The organism is Cobetia sp. D5 (assembly GCF_035666195.1).
Lineage (GTDB): Bacteria > Pseudomonadota > Gammaproteobacteria > Pseudomonadales > Halomonadaceae > Cobetia > Cobetia amphilecti.
Genome location: NZ_CP142020.1, coordinates 1150931 through 1165634 on the forward strand (window position 1 = coordinate 1150931; position 14704 = coordinate 1165634).

Below are 14704 nucleotides of genomic sequence, written 5' to 3' on the forward strand. Positions count from 1 at the left end.
CCCCATATCTGATCCACGAGTGCTTCCTTCGATCTGCCGCCCAAGAAAGGCAGGCGTCGGCGAGCCGGCTAAATTGTTGCGGGGGCGCTCTGGCCACCGCGAATCTTCTTTTCAGGCATCCACGACATAGAGGTCCTTTTCGATGACGACCGCCACTCACACCGAAACGCATGGCTTCCAGACAGAAGTGAAGCAGCTGCTTCACCTCATGATCCACTCGCTGTATTCCAACCGCGAGATCTTCCTGCGCGAGCTGGTCTCCAACGCGGCGGATGCCTGCGACAAGCTGCGCTACCAGGCGCTGGACAACGATGCCCTCTACGGCAATGACAGCGAACTGCGCATCGAGATCGAGCATGATGCCGAGGCGAAGACCATCACCCTGCGTGACAACGGCATCGGCATGAGCCGTGACGATGTGGTCGCCAACCTGGGCACCATCGCGCGCTCCGGTACCGCCGAGTTCATGAAGAACCTGTCGGGTGACCAGCAGAAGGATTCGCGTCTGATCGGTCAGTTCGGGGTCGGCTTCTACTCCGGCTTCATCGTCGCCGACGAGATCACCGTGCGCACCCGTCGCGCCGACCTGGGCGCTGACCAGGGCGTCGAGTGGACCTCACGTGGCGAAGGCGAGTTCAGCGTCGCCGACATCGAGCGCGCCGAGCGCGGTACCGAGATCGTGCTGCACCTCAAGGACGATGCCATCGAGTTCGCTGACGATCATCGTCTGCGCAACCTGGTCACCAAGTACTCCGACCATATCGAACTGCCGGTGCGCATGAAGCGCGTCGAGAAGGACGAGGAAGGCAACGAACAGGTCCACTGGGAAACTGCCAACTCCGCCACCGCGCTGTGGGTGCGCTCCAAGTCCGAGGTCAGCGACGAGGAGTACAAGAACTTCTACAAGCACGTCTCGCATGACTTCTCCGACCCGCTCAGCTGGAGCCACAACAAGGTCGAGGGCAAGCTCGAGTACACCAGCCTGCTGTTCGTGCCGGGCCGTGCGCCGTTCGACCTCTACCAGCGCGATGCCGCGCGTGGCCTGAAGCTCTACGTGCAGCGCGTCTTCATCATGGACGACGCCGAGCAGTTCCTGCCGCTGTACCTGCGCTTCATCAAGGGCGTGCTGGACACCAATGACCTGTCGCTGAACGTCTCGCGTGAACTGCTGCAGCAGGACCCGCAGGTCGACAAGCTCAAGTCCGCGCTGACCAAGCGTGGCCTGGACATGCTCAAGAAGCTGGCCAAGGACCCCGAGCAGTACCAGACCTTCTGGAACCAGTTCGGCTCCGTGCTCAAGGAAGGCCCGGCGGAAGACTTCGCCAACCGCGAGAAGATCGCCGAGCTGCTGCGCTTCTCCACCACCGAGACCGACAGCGCGACCCAGGACCAGTCACTGGCCCAGTACGTCGAGCGCATGAAGGAAGGCCAGAGCAAGATCTACTATCTGGTCGCCGACAGCTTCAATGCCGCCAAGTCCAGCCCGCACCTCGAGATCTTCCGCAAGAAGGGCATCGAAGTCCTGCTGCTGACCGACCGCATCGACGAGTGGCTGATGAGCCACCTCACCGAGTTCGACGGCAAGTCCTTCGCGGATGTCGCCAAGGGCGATCTCGACCTCGGCGATGTCGAGAACGAAGAAGAGAAGAAGGCCCAGGAAGAGACCGCCAAGGCCAAGGAAGATCTGGTCAAGCGCGTCAAGGAAGCGCTGGCCGAGAACGTTCAGGAAGTGCGCATCACGCACCGTCTGACCGATTCCCCGGCCTGCGTGGTGCTGCCGGAGCACGAGATGGGCTACCAGATGCGCAAGATGATGGAAGCCGCTGGCCAGCCGCTGCCGGAAGTGAAGCCGATTCTCGAGCTGAACCCGGAGCACGCCCTGGTCACGCGTCTGGAAGGCGGTGAAGGCGATTACTTCACCGACCTGGCACACGTGCTGCTTGATCAGGCCATCATCGCCGAAGGCGGTGCGCTGGAAGATCCGGCCGCTTACGTGCGCCGCCTGAACAGCATGCTCAGCGCCTGAGACGGCGGAACGATCGAGCCACTGGCTTGATCAAGCATGTCCGCAACGACGCCCTCGCAGCCTGTGCTGCGGGGGCGTTTTGCGTTGAGTGTGTCGTCAGCGATAGCGTCCAATGCGAGGTGCAAGGTGTGCAGGTCAGGCAGGCGGCAAGGCAGGAAGGGAGGAAGGAAGCAAGAAAGGGAGGAAGGGAGGAAGGGAGGAAGGGAGGAAGGGAGGAGGGGAGGAAGCGCAGGGAGCACAGAGAGCTCGCCGCGTCATTGGCGCGAAAAGGCGGGCATCGCCTGGCGGTCTGTCGGTGACGGACGACAGGGCTTGCCGTGTCTTTCCTCGCTTGGCCGGCCGCGCCATCTTCTCGCCCACGCGTTTTTAGGGTTTCATGCAGCCTCATGAGATACGCTGATGGTATCTCGCGTCTTGCTACTGCATCCCTCTCGATGAGCGCAGCACATGACTTACCTACCTTTCTCTGCGGATTGGCTGACTGGCGGAGTGCGTGGCCTGCCATGCCTGTCTGCGTGGACCTGGCCGCGGCGCCCGTGGCGCCTGAGCCCTGTTCGTCTGGGCGCTGTCCGTCTGGGCTCTGTTCGTCCGGGCTCTGTCCGTCTGGTCAGTGCCGCCTTGCTGCTGGTGATGGGGCTGGGCTCGATGGCGCAGGCGGCGCGGCTGGATGATGAGCTACTGGCCCGTGACAAGACCCATCAGATGCCGGACCTGCGGCCCTATCCCGCGGGCAACCAGCGCAAGGTCGCATTCTTCGAGCTGATGATTCCGCTGGTGGTGGCCGAGAACCAGCGCATCGCCGAGCAGCGCGACTGGTTGCTGGCGATGCGCAAGCGCGCCGGTGACGGAGGGCGTGACTACAGCGAGCGCGAGCAGGAGCGCCTCAATGGCCTGTGTGACCAGGCCAATCTGCCCTGCGATGTGACTCGCGAGGACATCGGCGTCAGCTGGACGCGCCTGCTGCTGCGCATCGATACCCTGCCGCTGGACATGGTGCTGGTGCAGGCCATCGAGGAGTCGGGCTGGGGGACGTCGGGCCATGCCCGTGAGGGCAACAATCTGTTCGGCATGCGCTGCTTCTCGCGTGGCTGCGGTATCGGGCCGCCGGGGCGTGAATATCGGCGCTTCGAGAGCCTGGAGGCCGGCATCGCCGCCTATTTCGACAACCTCAATTCCCAGCGCAGCTATGCCGAGCTACGTGAGCTGCGCGGGCGTCTGCGCAACGCGGGCCAGCCGGTGCGCGCCGAAGACCTCATCCCGACGCTGAGTGCCTACTCGACGCGGGGCAACGCCTACTTCACCACGCTCTATGATCTGTTGCGCTGGAATCGTGGTCTGATGCGTACCGTGCGTGAGCGCCTCGCGGCCAATGGCGCCCTGTCCTAGTCATGATCGCGCAGCGAAGGTCTTGCCCCCCGCGCTGACAGGGGGGATCATGCCGCCATGCATCTGAGCAATGATCAACGGCGAATTCTCGCCCATCCCTTTCCCTCGCGCCTGCGCGATCGCACGCCGGCCAACAGCGCCGAGCACAGCGATTGCGTGGTGGTGCGTGCCTGTGCCGGCAGCGGCAAGACCGTGCTGATGGTCGAGCTGGCGCGTACCTACGCCGACGAGACCCTCATCTACACCTCGCTCAACCCGGCGGTGGCCGGGCGGACCGCCAGTCAGCTGCCCGCCAATGTCCAGTCGCTGTCGCTGCATCAGCTGGCGCGTCAGGCCTTGATGGAGGAGTACGGCGACAAGCTCAAGCGGCAACCCGACATCACACGCCGTCTGGCGCCGCAGAGCCTCAGCTGGCTGGGCAGTCTTTCCAGCCAGTCGCGCAGCCTGATCGCCCAGGGCCTGAACACCTTCTTCGCCGAGAGCGACGCGGTGCCGATGCCGGAGCATCTGCCTGAAGGCGTGGCACAACGGCTGAGCGCCAATGAGCTGCGCCAGCTGGTCGAGAGCATGCGGCTGGTGTGGGAGTGTCTGCTGGACCCCGCCGATCATCAGCAGAGCCTGTCGTTCAATGCCCTGCTCAAGCTGTGGTCGCAGCATGGCCAGTCGCTGGAGGCCGACCTGGTGATGCTGGATGAGGCGCAGGACGCCACGCCAGCGTTGCTGGCCATGTTGCGTCGCCAGCGCTGTGACCTGCTGCTGATCGGCGACCCGCATCAGAGCCTGTCGCGTCAGGTGGAAGGCATGAGCTCGCTGGATTCGCCGCTGCTGGCCGATGCCACCGTCTACTCGCTGCCCGGCGCCTGGCGCTTCGGGCCTGCGTTGGCGGCGCTGGGCACGCGACTGGCGGCCTGTTCGCCCACCGCCCGCGAGCAGGCCATGAGCGGCCTCGGCCCGGCGACCCGTCTGGCGCTGCCCGCGGTGCGTGAGGCATTGCTGCACTCCGGCAAGCGCCATGCGGTGATCAGTGCCGGTCCGGTGGCGGCGCTGGGGGAGGCGCTGGCACTGCATCAGCGCGGCATCGCGGTGGCCTGGCTGGACGGCATCGAAGGCTATCCGCTGGCGGGGCTGCTGGATCACTGGCGGCTCTGGCGCGCATATCAGATGGCCGAGCAGGGCGACAGCGCGAGTCAGCGTGAGTGGTGGCGACTGCTGCCTCCCTCCCTGACACGGCTCGGTCAGACCCCGGCGCAGGTGCTGGGAGCTCTGACGCGTCTCGATGATCATCAGGCGCGCAGCCTGCATGAGCTGGCCTCCTGGTATGCCCAGGCGCCACTCGATCAATGGATCGGGGAGCTGCGCAAGCACGATGGCGACCTGCAGGCCGCCATCGTCAGTGCTCACTCGCGGGGACAGTCGGTCGAGCTGCCCACGGTCATGCTGGGGACGGTGTTCCGCGCCAAGGGACTCGAATTTGATTGCGTGGTGCTGGCCGATGATCTGGCACTGCCAAGCGCGCGCCAGCAATTGCCCAATCAGGTGCTGGTCACCAATCTCAGCTACACCGCCGCCACGCGGGCACGCCAGCTGCTGGTGCTCAATGAGCGCCTGAGCCACTGGTGGCAGGCGCAGGGCGAGAGTGAGCGCTTCCCTCTGCTCGAGGCACTGCCGCAGGCCTGGCTGAGCGAGTCCACGCATGGCGTACAGGCGCCACATCCGTGGTGGGGCAAGGCACGCCTGTCGGAGTTGGCGCTGACACCGCGCAAGCGCCTGCTGCTGCGCCGTCATGAGAGCTCGCTTGAGGACACGTCTGCCGCGGTGTCGCCCGAGGTTGGCACGCGCGATCAGGCACCAGCCTCGAGCGACCCTGCCAGTCATGCTCAGCACCTGGGCCATGCCCGGGGCTCCGACGATGCCCTGCAGGCGCTCAAGCGTCAGGCACGCACCGACACGACGGCGCGCAAGCTGTATGAAATGGCCAGCAAGCTGCCGCCCGGGCGACCCTCCGGCGGCCTGCGCAGCCTGTTGACCCCGAGCGACGCCGCCGCGTCCACTTCTTCCCCCAGCGAGTCGCCGACCCCCGGCGGCCCGACGGAGCCTCTTGATGAGTGAGTTTGCCCCTACGCCCGCCGCGCAAGTGCACGACCTGGCGGCGCTGCGCTTCAACAATCGTTATGCCCGCCTGCCGGAGCACTTCTTCACGCGTGTCGCCCCGCAGCCGCGACAAGGCACGCGCCTTGCCGATGTGAGTCCTGACTGCGCCCGCCTGCTGGGGCTGGAGGCGCCCTTGACCTCTGACGCCTCCAGCGAGGAGGCGCTCGAGCAGCTGCGCCTCTTGATGGCCGGTGAGCAGTTGCTGCCGGGCATGGACGCATTGGCCCAGAAATACACTGGCCATCAGTTCGGTCACTACAACCCGCAGCTCGGCGACGGGCGTGGCATTCTCCTCGGCGAGCTTGAGACTGAACACGGCAAGATCTTCGATCTGCATCTCAAGGGCGCCGGGCGTACGCCTTACTCGCGCTTCGGCGATGGTCAGGCGGTGGTGCGCTCCAGCGTGCGCGAGTATCTGGCCAGCGAGTACATGGCCGCGCTGGGCATTCCCACCAGCCGCGCGCTGGCACTGGCGGTGAATGCCGAGCGGGTTCAGCGCGAGACCGTCGAGCCCGGCGCTACCGTGTTGCGCGTCTGCGAGAGCCACCTGCGCTTCGGGCACTTCGAGTGGCTGGCCCACTCCGGCCGGCATGAAGACCTCAAGACGCTGATCGATCACGCCCTGCGGGAGCATTTTTCAGAGTGTCTGCCCGAGGAGCTGACTGAACCTCTGTCTGAGTGCCTGCCCGAAGAGTTGACTGAACGTCTGCCGGAAGCCGGCGCGCAGGCAGCGGCGGACCAGCCTCTTGCGGACCAGCCGCTTGCAGACCAGCCCCTCACAGACCAGGTGCGCGTGACCAGCGCGCTGGCCATGTTCGAGACAGTGATCACTCGCACCGCGAGACTGATCGCGGCCTGGCAGGCCTACGGCTTCGTGCATGCGGTGATGAACACCGACAACATGTCGCTGCTGGGGCTGACCTTCGATTACGGGCCCTACGCCTTCCTCGATGGCTATGAAGAGAATCTGGTGCCGAATCATACCGATCAGGCCGGGCGCTATGGTTTCGCCCAGCAGCCGGGCATCGGGCTATGGAATCTGGAGCGTCTGGGGATCGCGCTGTCGCCGCTGATCGATGTCGAAGCGCTCTCTGCTGCGCTGGGCACCTACGAGGGCGAGTTGCAGCGCGAATATGCCCGCCTGTTGCGCGCGCGTCTCGGGTTGCCGGATGCTCGTGATGAGGACATGACGCTGGTGCAGCAGTGGCGCGAGCTGCTGGCGGCCGGCAAGGTCGACCACACCCATGCCTACCGTCTGCTCAGTCATTGGGATGTCACGCAGCCCGCGCCGGAAACGCTGGTCGTGCGTCTGGCGGGTGAGCGTGGGCCGCATGGCAACTCGGCCCAGGCGCGCGATGAAGCTTCGGCGTGGCTTGAGCGCTATCAGGCGCGCGTCATGGCCATCGGGCTCTCCGCCGAGGATGAACGCCAGCGTCGTCTGGCCATGCTCGGCTGCAATCCGCTCTATGTGCCGCGCACGCATCTGCTGCTGGAGGTGATCGCACGGGTCGAGCAGGGCGATGACACTACGCTCAAGGCCTTGCGTCAGCGTCTGGCGGCGCCTTTCTTCCGCCCCGAGGAGGGCAGCCTTGAGGCGGCGCTGGAGCTGGGGCAGGCGCAGGGCGTCGCTGCCGAGCTCGTCGATGACTGGACACGGCCGCCGGCGGCGAATGCAGCGCCGATCTGCATGAGTTGCTCGTCCTGAGCGGTTCTCATGGAGGGGGCCTGAACTGCTTCGCTGACAGCGCAAGCCATGGCCGGACATCCGCCTGGCGCAATGCAGGAAACACGCGCTGACACTCAAGCCATCGTCACGAAAATGGGATACTGCTGCGGCGGTATCCCATTTTTGATGGCAGACGCTGTGGCAGCCATAAGCTCGAGATTATGCGATGCATAACACAAAGCTGAGCTATTCTTGGTGAGGTGCTTTTTGTAAACTCATTGCAAATCAGTCACTTGGTAGTGCCGCAAGGCGCCTGTCAGCATAAGGCGGCTGTTATGGCTGCCATAACGATAGCTTTATGCTTGATTTTATTGCTTTTTTTGCAATGCAGCGCTTGACCCTGATGCACCGACAAGAAAAGACTGATGCTGGACACTCATCGTGTCGCGGGTGATGTCAGGCCTTCTGGCCATGCGTGAGTCACGGCTTGCGATTCAGGCAAGTCTCACCTGTGACAGGCAATAACGTCGCTGAAAGCGCCTCCGGCAGGCAGGATGGCGCGAATCAGCGCTCAACAGGAACGACGCCATGAACCTTTCAAGGCTGGCAGCCTCAGGCATGAACACGGACGTGAAACGAGGTGCGCGATGCTGAATATTCTAGTCGTGCGCGAGATGCGTGCACCGGACCTGGTGACACCCGACGAGGGCGTGAGCAGCACACTGGCGCGCGGGGAATGCCGCGTCGCGCTGGACCCGGTGACGGCCGGCAAGCTCGCGCGTCACCTGGACAGCAGCGTCAGTGACACCAGCGACGCCATCGTGCACGTGGAGAGCGGCGCCGGGTGTCATGCGCACTTCGATGATGCGGCCTACGCCGCCCAGCCCGGGGTGACGGTCGTCGCCGAGGCCGATATCGCGGCGGCGCGTGCCGCGGCGGATCTCGTGCTGTGCGTGCGCACGCCCAGCGAGTCACAGATCAGCGAGTTGCGTGAGGGCGCGGTGGTGGTGGCATTGATGACGCCGTACCAGAACCCGCAGCTGATCAGCAAGCTTGCCAGCCAGGGGCTGACCAGCCTGTGCATGGAATTCGTGCCGCGTATCTCGCGCGCCCAGAGCATGGACGCCCTGTCCTCGCAGGCGGGTGTCGCGGGCTATCACGCCGCGTTGCTGGCGGCCAATGAGTCCTCGGTATTCTTCCCGATGCTGACGACTGCCGCCGGGACCGTGCGTCCGGCGCGTGTCGTGGTGGTCGGTGCTGGCGTCGCGGGTCTGCAGGCTATCGCGACCGCCAAGCGTCTCGGCGCCCAGGTGTGGGCCTATGACATCCGCGCCGCCGCGCGTGAGCAGGTCGAATCGCTGGGCGCCAAGATGATCGATACCGGTGTCGATGCTTCCGGTGAGGGCGGCTACGCCCGCGAACTGACCGATGACGAGCGCGCCCAGCAGGCCGATGCGCTGGCACGTCACATGGGCGATGCGCATGTGGTGATCTCCACCGCCGCGATTCCGGGGCGTCCGTCGCCGCGCATCATCAGCCGCGAGATGGTCGAGGGCATGAAGCCCGGCGCCGTGCTGGTCGATCTCGCCGCCGAAGGCGGTGGCAACTGTGAACTGACCGAGCCCGGCAAGCGTGTCGAGCATGCTGGCGTCACGGTACTCGGCCCGCTGGACATGGCCTCGAGCCTGGCGGTCAATGCCAGCGAGATGTACGCCAAGAACCTCTTCAACCTGCTGACCCCCTTCATGAAGGACGGCGAACTGACGCTGGACTTCGAGGATGCGGTGCTCGGCCCGATGCGTCTGACCGAAGGCGGCCGCATCACCCACGATGACGTACGCGCTCGCGCGGAGGACGCCGCATGATCGAAGGACTTTCTGCCGTATACATCCTGATGCTGGCGGCCTTCGTCGGCTACGAGGTCATCTCGCGCGTGCCGGTGATTCTGCACACGCCCCTGATGTCCGGTTCCAACTTCATCCACGGCATCGTGCTGGTCGGGGCGATGATCGCCCTCGGTCAGGCCGAGACCGGCATGCAGCAGTTCATCGGCTTCATCGCCGTGCTGCTGGGCGCCGGCAACGCGGTCGGCGGTTATGTGGTCACCGAGCGCATGCTGGAAATGTTCAAGACCAGTGATCGCAGCAAGGGCACAGACGCTGCCAATGGCATCAACGACAAGGAGGCTCGCTGATGAACTGGCTGGTCGAAACAGGGTATTTCGCGGCGGCGGTGGTCTTTATCCTCGGCCTCAAGCGCATGTCACATCCTTCCACGGCACGCAGCGGCATCCATTGGGCCGGTATCGCGATGGTTGTGGCCACGCTGCTCACCTTCCTGCATCCGCAGATTGATGGTCGTTATGGCCTGATGCTGCTGGCCATCGTCATCGGTGGCGGTATCGCCTGGTACTCCGGCAACAAGGTCGAGATGACCGACATGCCGCAGATGATCGCCATCTACAACGGCATGGGCGGCGGTGCGGCAGCGGCGATCGCCGCGGTCGAGCTGATGCGCATGAGCGACAACCCGGCACTGATCGAGCAGCACGGCTCGCTGGCGCTGTGGCTGGGCGTGCTCGGGGCGATGATCGGTGCGGTGGCCTTCTCCGGTTCCATCGTGGCCTGGGCCAAACTGGATGGGCGCCTCAAGAAGGCGTTCAACTTCCCGAGTCAGCAGCTGATCAACATGATCGTGCTGGGCCTGACGGTCTATCTGGGTGTCGTGATCGCGGCGGTGGAACCATCAAGCTCGCTGGTGCTGGTGTTCTTCGCGCTTGCGTTGCTGTTCGGCGCGATGCTGGCACTGCCCATCGGTGGCGCCGACATGCCGGTGATCATCTCGCTGTTCAATGCGCTGACCGGCCTTGCGGTGGCGATGGAAGGCTTCGTGCTCGGCAATGCCGCGATGATCATCGCCGGTACTGTCGTCGGGGCGGCCGGTACGCTGCTGACCCAGCTGATGGCCAAGGCCATGAATCGCCCGATCCGCAACGTGCTGTTCAAGCAGTTCGGTGGCGCATCAGGTGTCGAGCAGGGCGAGATCGAGGGCAGCATGAAGGCCTCCGATCCGATGGACGCCGCCGTGCAGCTGGCCTTCGCCGAGCGCGTCATCATCGTGCCGGGCTACGGCATGGCGGTGGCACAGGCGCAGCACAAGGTCTGGGAGATGGTCGAGCTGCTGGGTGAGCGTGGTGTGGAAGTTCGCTTCGCGATCCACCCGGTCGCCGGCCGCATGCCGGGTCACATGAACGTGCTGCTGGCGGAAGCCGGCGTGCCCTACGACATGATCGCGGACCTGGACGAGATCAACAACGACTTCGAGACCACCGACGTCACGCTGGTCATCGGCGCCAATGACGTGGTCAATCCGGTCGCCAAGAACGACGCCTCAAGCCCGCTGTACGGCATGCCGATCCTCAACGCCGACCAGTCACGCAACGTGCTGGTGATCAAGCGCGGTCAGGGGTCCGGCTTCTCCGGTGTCGAGAATCACCTGTTCTATCTTGACCACACGCGCATGGTGTATGGCGATGGTCAGAAGGTGGTCGGCGACATGATCACGGCCCTCAAGACGCTGTGATCTGACGCCTCGGCGTGATGGGGGCAAGTCTGCCGCCATCACGCCAGTGCTGAACAGACCGGCAATTTCTGCGCCTCAGGGGCAGGAATTGCCGGTTTTTTTATGCATGTCGATTGTTCATGCATATCGAGGATTTATGCGTATCGACGGTTCATGCCAGTCGATTGCTTGCGAAGCGCGCGTGGCAGGCACGTCACTCAGGCGCGTCACCCAGGCGCGTCACCCAGGCGCAGCCCCTGCGTTGGCCACGAGGTCTGCGCAGACATCTCTTGTTCAGCATTCTCTGACAAACTATGAGTACAATGCCTGCCATTCACTGAGCACATCGTCATCCAAGGAGTCTGCATGTCTGCCACTACCCCTTCACCTCGTCGGGCCATTCGTGATCGCGAGGTAAGCGAAACGACCCCTCAGGCGGTGGGACTCAATGTCTGCGTGCTGGGTGGCGGCAGCTTCGGGACCGCGATCGCCTCGATTGCCGCCGACAACGGTGCCAGCGTCACCCAGTGGATGCGTGATGCCAGCCAGGCCGAGGAGGTCAACACCCGGCACCGCAACTCGGGCTATCTGCCGGGCTTCGAGATCAATGCCTCGGTGCGTGCCACCACCGACATGGCCGATGCACTGGCCGAGGCCGAGCTGGTGTGCGTGGCGATTCCTTCCAAGGCCTTCCGTACGGTGGTCCGTCAGGCGCGCGCCCACCTGCGTGAAGGGCAGATTCTGGTGGCCACCACCAAGGGCATCGAGAGCGAAGGCTTCACCCTGATGAGCGAGGTGCTGGAGCAGGAAACCGGCTTCACGCACATCGGCGTGCTGTCTGGCCCCAATCTGGCGGCCGAGATCGCCCAGCGGCAGCTGACGGCCACGGTGATCGCCTCCGACGATGCCTACACCCGCGCTCGCGTGCAGACGGCCTTCGGCTGCGACTATTTCCGGGTCTATGCCAGCAATGACCGCTACGGCGTCGAGCTGGGCGGGGCGCTGAAGAACATCTACGCCATCGCGGCCGGCATGGCCGCGGCTCTGGGCATGGGCGAGAACACCCGCGCCATGCTGATGACCCGCGCGCTGGCCGAGATGAGCCGCTTCGCCGTGGCCAAGGGCGCCAATCCGATGACCTTCCTCGGCCTTGCCGGCGTTGGCGATCTGATCGTGACCTGCTCCTCGCCGTTGTCGCGCAACTATCGGGTCGGCTACGCACTGGGAGAAGGGCGCACCCTCGACCAGGCGGTCGAGGTGCTGGGGCAGGTCGCCGAGGGTGTCAACACCGTGCGATTGGTGCAGGATGAATCCGAGCGGCTGGGCATCTACATGCCGCTGGTCAGTGGCATGGCCAAGGTGCTGTTCGAGAATGTCGACCCGCATCACATGGCCCGCGCGCTGATGGGCGGTGAGCAATCCAGCGATGTGGAATTCGTGCTGTCGCGTGAGTCGGTGCAGCAGGCACGGCAGTTGGAACCCGACGGCTCCTGAGGACTCATAGCAGGTAGCGGGTGATGGAGCGTGTTTCGCCATCCCCTTGTCTGACTCGTGCAACGCTCCGGTTGGCGAGTCCCTGGTCATCGGCCGCAGCGACAGAGCGAGTGATGAAGCGCTTGCGCTGCGGCAGTCATCTTTTCAGGAGAATGTCATGAGTGTACTGATCATGCGTCACGGTGAGGCCCAGGCCGGCACGCCGGACCCCAGCCGCGAATTGAGTGAATATGGCCGCGAAGAGGCGCGCCGCATCGGTCGCTGGTTGGCCCATCAGCTGCCCGCCGAGCGTCGTGCGCGGCTGACGCTGGTCGTCAGCCCGTTTACCCGCGCCCAGCAGACCGCCCAGGAGATCTCCTCGGCGCTGGAGTTGAGTGGTGAGCAGCAGACAACGCTCGAGATCATCACCCCGGACGACCCGCTGACGCCGGTACTCGACTGGCTGCAGACCCATGTGCCGCCCACCTCTGAAGGGCGCGAGCCGCGTGACTGGCTGATCATCAGCCATAATCCGCTGGTCTCGAATCTGGCCAGCGCCCTGGTCGATGGCCCCGGCAGCACCCAGTTGGCCTTTGCCACCGCAAGTCTCGCCTGGTTGGACGCCGATGTCTGGGCCGCAGGTCTGGCGGATCTGCACCAGTTCGTGAGCCCGGCGGAACTGGCGTAAGACACGCGCGGTGGTCATGAACCACAACCATTGAGCCGCAACCATTGAGCCACAACGAAACGCCCCCGCCAGTCTGCACTGGCGGGGGCGTTTCGTTTTGACATGCAGCCAGACTGCTGCTTGATCAGACCGCTGCTGCTAGACCAGACCGCTCAGCTTGAGCACGAAGATGCCTGCCGTGATGGTGATGCCTGCCATCAGGGTGCTGATGGCGATGATGTTGGCGGCCAGGCGGTCATTGCCGCCCATTGCCCGCACCATCACGAAGCTTGCCGCCGCCGTCGGTGAGGCGAAGAACAGGAACAGCACCCCGAGTTCGGTACCGCGGAAGCCCAGCAGCACGGCGACGGTGGTCGCCAGCAGCGGCACGCTGATCATCTTCATCAGGCTGGCGCTCAGCGCCAGCTTGCGGCCTTCACGCAGCGAGCGCATCGACAGGGTGCCGCCGATGCAGATCAATGCCAGCGGCAGCGTCATGCGCGCGAAGTAGTCGCCGGAGGTCTCCAGCCACTCGGGCAGCTGCCAGCTGAAGGCCGCGAAGGGCAGGGCGGCCAGCACGCCGAGAATCAACGGGTTGGTGATGATGCCGCGCGCGATGCCACTCCAGCTGGTGCGGCCATCGCCGAGATAGCTCGACAGCACCACCACCGACAGCATGTTGTAGGACAGGATGACGACGCCCATCAGGATGCCGCCCATCGAGAGGCCGAGATCGCCGTAGAGGTTGGCGGCCAGTGCCAGCCCGACGATGGCGCAGTTGCCGCGAAACGAGCCCTGGACCACCTCGCCGCGTTCCTTTCTCGGCACGCGCAGGATCGCCCAGCCCCACAGCAGCAGGAAGGTGCCCAGTGTCGCCAGCGCGAAATAGGTCAGCATGCCCGGGCGCAGGGCGTGATCCAGGTCCGCGCGTACGATGGAGAGGAAGACCAGCGCCGGCATGGTGCCCTTGAACACCAGCGATGAGGCGGTGCCGATGAAGGTGTCATCGATCCAGCCGAGGCGTTTGAGGCCCAGGCCCAGAAATACCATCGCGAAGACCGGAACGGTGACGTTCAGGGTCGCGACGAACAGCGCCAGCATGTCGTTCATGAAGTAGTCTCGCTCATTTCCGCCCTTGTCCTGTGAGTGTTGCGGTCTGTCTGATGAGGCTTTTGGTCAGCGTCTGACGAGCGTTGCGCTACCGCGGCGGCCCGTTGCGAGCTGTCGTGTCAGCCCGTCGTGAACTGCCGCGGCGGCCTGGCTCAGGCCAGCCAGAAGCCCGTGATCAAGGCCGCTGCCAGCAAGGCCCAGAACAGGCCGTTGCGCAGGCGGGTATCGCGACGCGGCCTGGAAGACGGCGAGGAAGTAGCGGACTGCTTGTCATGCTTGGGCATCGAGGGGTCCTGTCCAGCAAGGTGAAATATTGGCTCAGCGAATGAAGGCTCAACGTGTGAAGGCTCTGTCAGCTAGACGGCCGGCCAGCAGGCGCTCTGACAACAGCGCGTGCCTGTCATCCGCCCAGCATATCAGGCTTTCCTTAGACTTAGGGATAGTCGTGCAGCTCGGGCATCAGCCCCGGTGCTAGTTCGGCTATCAGCTCTGGTATCAGGTCGCGCTGATCGCATGCCGCCAACCAGGGGCGCGGGCGGGCGTGATGATCGAGAAGATCGGCGCCGAGACCTGCCTTGAGGGCCGGCAAAGGGCGGAATAGACGCCATAACCGCGCGAGTGGCGACTGTGCGCGCACTCCTGCTTGGCGAGCGCAGGCTGTCCG

The 14704-nt window shown here is 64.6% G+C and carries 11 protein-coding genes; 9 read left to right on the forward strand and 2 right to left on the reverse strand.

The window, feature by feature from the left end; all coding sequences use genetic code 11:
* The first annotated feature begins 142 nt into the window (after nucleotides 1–142).
* The 9 genes from htpG to sixA all read left to right on the forward strand — a co-directional run bounded on the left by htpG (nucleotide 143) and on the right by sixA (nucleotide 12951).
* Nucleotides 143–2026, forward strand: a complete 1884-nt coding sequence (htpG, locus tag U0O11_RS04910; protein WP_107335276.1) for a molecular chaperone HtpG — start codon at nucleotides 143–145, stop codon at nucleotides 2024–2026.
* 447 nt (nucleotides 2027–2473) lie between these two features.
* Complete coding sequence (locus tag U0O11_RS04915; RefSeq protein ID WP_225347743.1) at nucleotides 2474–3412, forward strand: glucosaminidase domain-containing protein; 939 nt, start codon at nucleotides 2474–2476, stop codon at nucleotides 3410–3412.
* Nucleotides 3413–3469: 57 nt separating this feature from the next.
* On the forward strand, nucleotides 3470–5521 hold the full coding sequence (locus U0O11_RS04920) for an ATP-dependent helicase (RefSeq protein ID WP_225347744.1): 2052 nt from the start codon (nucleotides 3470–3472) through the stop codon (nucleotides 5519–5521).
* Nucleotides 5514–7268, forward strand: a complete 1755-nt coding sequence (locus U0O11_RS04925) for a protein adenylyltransferase SelO (RefSeq protein WP_324691929.1) — start codon at nucleotides 5514–5516, stop codon at nucleotides 7266–7268. Before U0O11_RS04920 ends, U0O11_RS04925 begins: the two co-directional genes overlap by 8 nt.
* A gap of 608 nt (nucleotides 7269–7876) precedes the next feature.
* Nucleotides 7877–9094, forward strand: a complete 1218-nt coding sequence (locus U0O11_RS04930; protein ID WP_225347746.1) for an NAD(P) transhydrogenase subunit alpha — start codon at nucleotides 7877–7879, stop codon at nucleotides 9092–9094.
* Entirely contained in the window at nucleotides 9091–9423 is a 333-nt protein-coding gene (locus U0O11_RS04935; RefSeq protein WP_043335532.1) for an NAD(P) transhydrogenase subunit alpha, read from the forward strand. Before U0O11_RS04930 ends, U0O11_RS04935 begins: the two co-directional genes overlap by 4 nt.
* Nucleotides 9423–10811: an NAD(P)(+) transhydrogenase (Re/Si-specific) subunit beta gene (locus U0O11_RS04940; protein WP_043335534.1), complete on the forward strand. Its 1389-nt coding sequence runs from the start codon at nucleotides 9423–9425 to the stop codon at nucleotides 10809–10811. Before U0O11_RS04935 ends, U0O11_RS04940 begins: the two co-directional genes overlap by 1 nt.
* 345 nt (nucleotides 10812–11156) lie before the next feature.
* Nucleotides 11157–12284, forward strand: coding sequence for an NAD(P)H-dependent glycerol-3-phosphate dehydrogenase (locus tag U0O11_RS04945; protein WP_084589572.1), 1128 nt, complete (start codon nucleotides 11157–11159; stop codon nucleotides 12282–12284).
* A 157-nt stretch (nucleotides 12285–12441) separates the two neighbouring features.
* Nucleotides 12442–12951: a phosphohistidine phosphatase SixA gene (gene sixA, locus U0O11_RS04950; RefSeq protein WP_054554945.1), complete on the forward strand. Its 510-nt coding sequence runs from the start codon at nucleotides 12442–12444 to the stop codon at nucleotides 12949–12951.
* Between the two features lie 138 nt (nucleotides 12952–13089).
* Here the strand turns inward: sixA and U0O11_RS04955 are convergent, their stop codons facing one another.
* Nucleotides 13090–14040 (reverse strand): AEC family transporter, encoded by a 951-nt coding sequence (locus tag U0O11_RS04955; RefSeq protein WP_043335541.1) that lies wholly within the window; start codon nucleotides 14038–14040, stop codon nucleotides 13090–13092.
* A gap of 152 nt (nucleotides 14041–14192) precedes the next feature.
* Entirely contained in the window at nucleotides 14193–14324 is a 132-nt protein-coding gene (locus U0O11_RS04960) for a hypothetical protein (protein WP_263643036.1), read from the reverse strand.
* Nucleotides 14325–14704: the final 380 nt, after the last annotated feature.

What these genes read in the sequence shown, in the direction of transcription:
- htpG (WP_107335276.1), top strand. Translation starts at nt 143, where the DNA reads ATGACGACCGCCACTCACACCGAAACGCATGGCTTCCAGACAGAAGTG.
- U0O11_RS04915 (WP_225347743.1), top strand. Translation starts at nt 2,474, where the DNA reads ATGACTTACCTACCTTTCTCTGCGGATTGGCTGACTGGCGGAGTGCGT.
- U0O11_RS04920 (WP_225347744.1), top strand. Translation starts at nt 3,470, where the DNA reads ATGCATCTGAGCAATGATCAACGGCGAATTCTCGCCCATCCCTTTCCC.
- U0O11_RS04925 (WP_324691929.1), top strand. Translation starts at nt 5,514, where the DNA reads ATGAGTGAGTTTGCCCCTACGCCCGCCGCGCAAGTGCACGACCTGGCG.
- U0O11_RS04930 (WP_225347746.1), top strand. Translation starts at nt 7,877, where the DNA reads ATGCTGAATATTCTAGTCGTGCGCGAGATGCGTGCACCGGACCTGGTG.
- U0O11_RS04935 (WP_043335532.1), top strand. Translation starts at nt 9,091, where the DNA reads ATGATCGAAGGACTTTCTGCCGTATACATCCTGATGCTGGCGGCCTTC.
- U0O11_RS04940 (WP_043335534.1), top strand. Translation starts at nt 9,423, where the DNA reads ATGAACTGGCTGGTCGAAACAGGGTATTTCGCGGCGGCGGTGGTCTTT.
- U0O11_RS04945 (WP_084589572.1), top strand. Translation starts at nt 11,157, where the DNA reads ATGTCTGCCACTACCCCTTCACCTCGTCGGGCCATTCGTGATCGCGAG.
- sixA (WP_054554945.1), top strand. Translation starts at nt 12,442, where the DNA reads ATGAGTGTACTGATCATGCGTCACGGTGAGGCCCAGGCCGGCACGCCG.
- U0O11_RS04955 (WP_043335541.1), bottom strand. Translation starts at nt 14,040, where the DNA reads ATGAACGACATGCTGGCGCTGTTCGTCGCGACCCTGAACGTCACCGTT.
- U0O11_RS04960 (WP_263643036.1), bottom strand. Translation starts at nt 14,324, where the DNA reads ATGCCCAAGCATGACAAGCAGTCCGCTACTTCCTCGCCGTCTTCCAGG.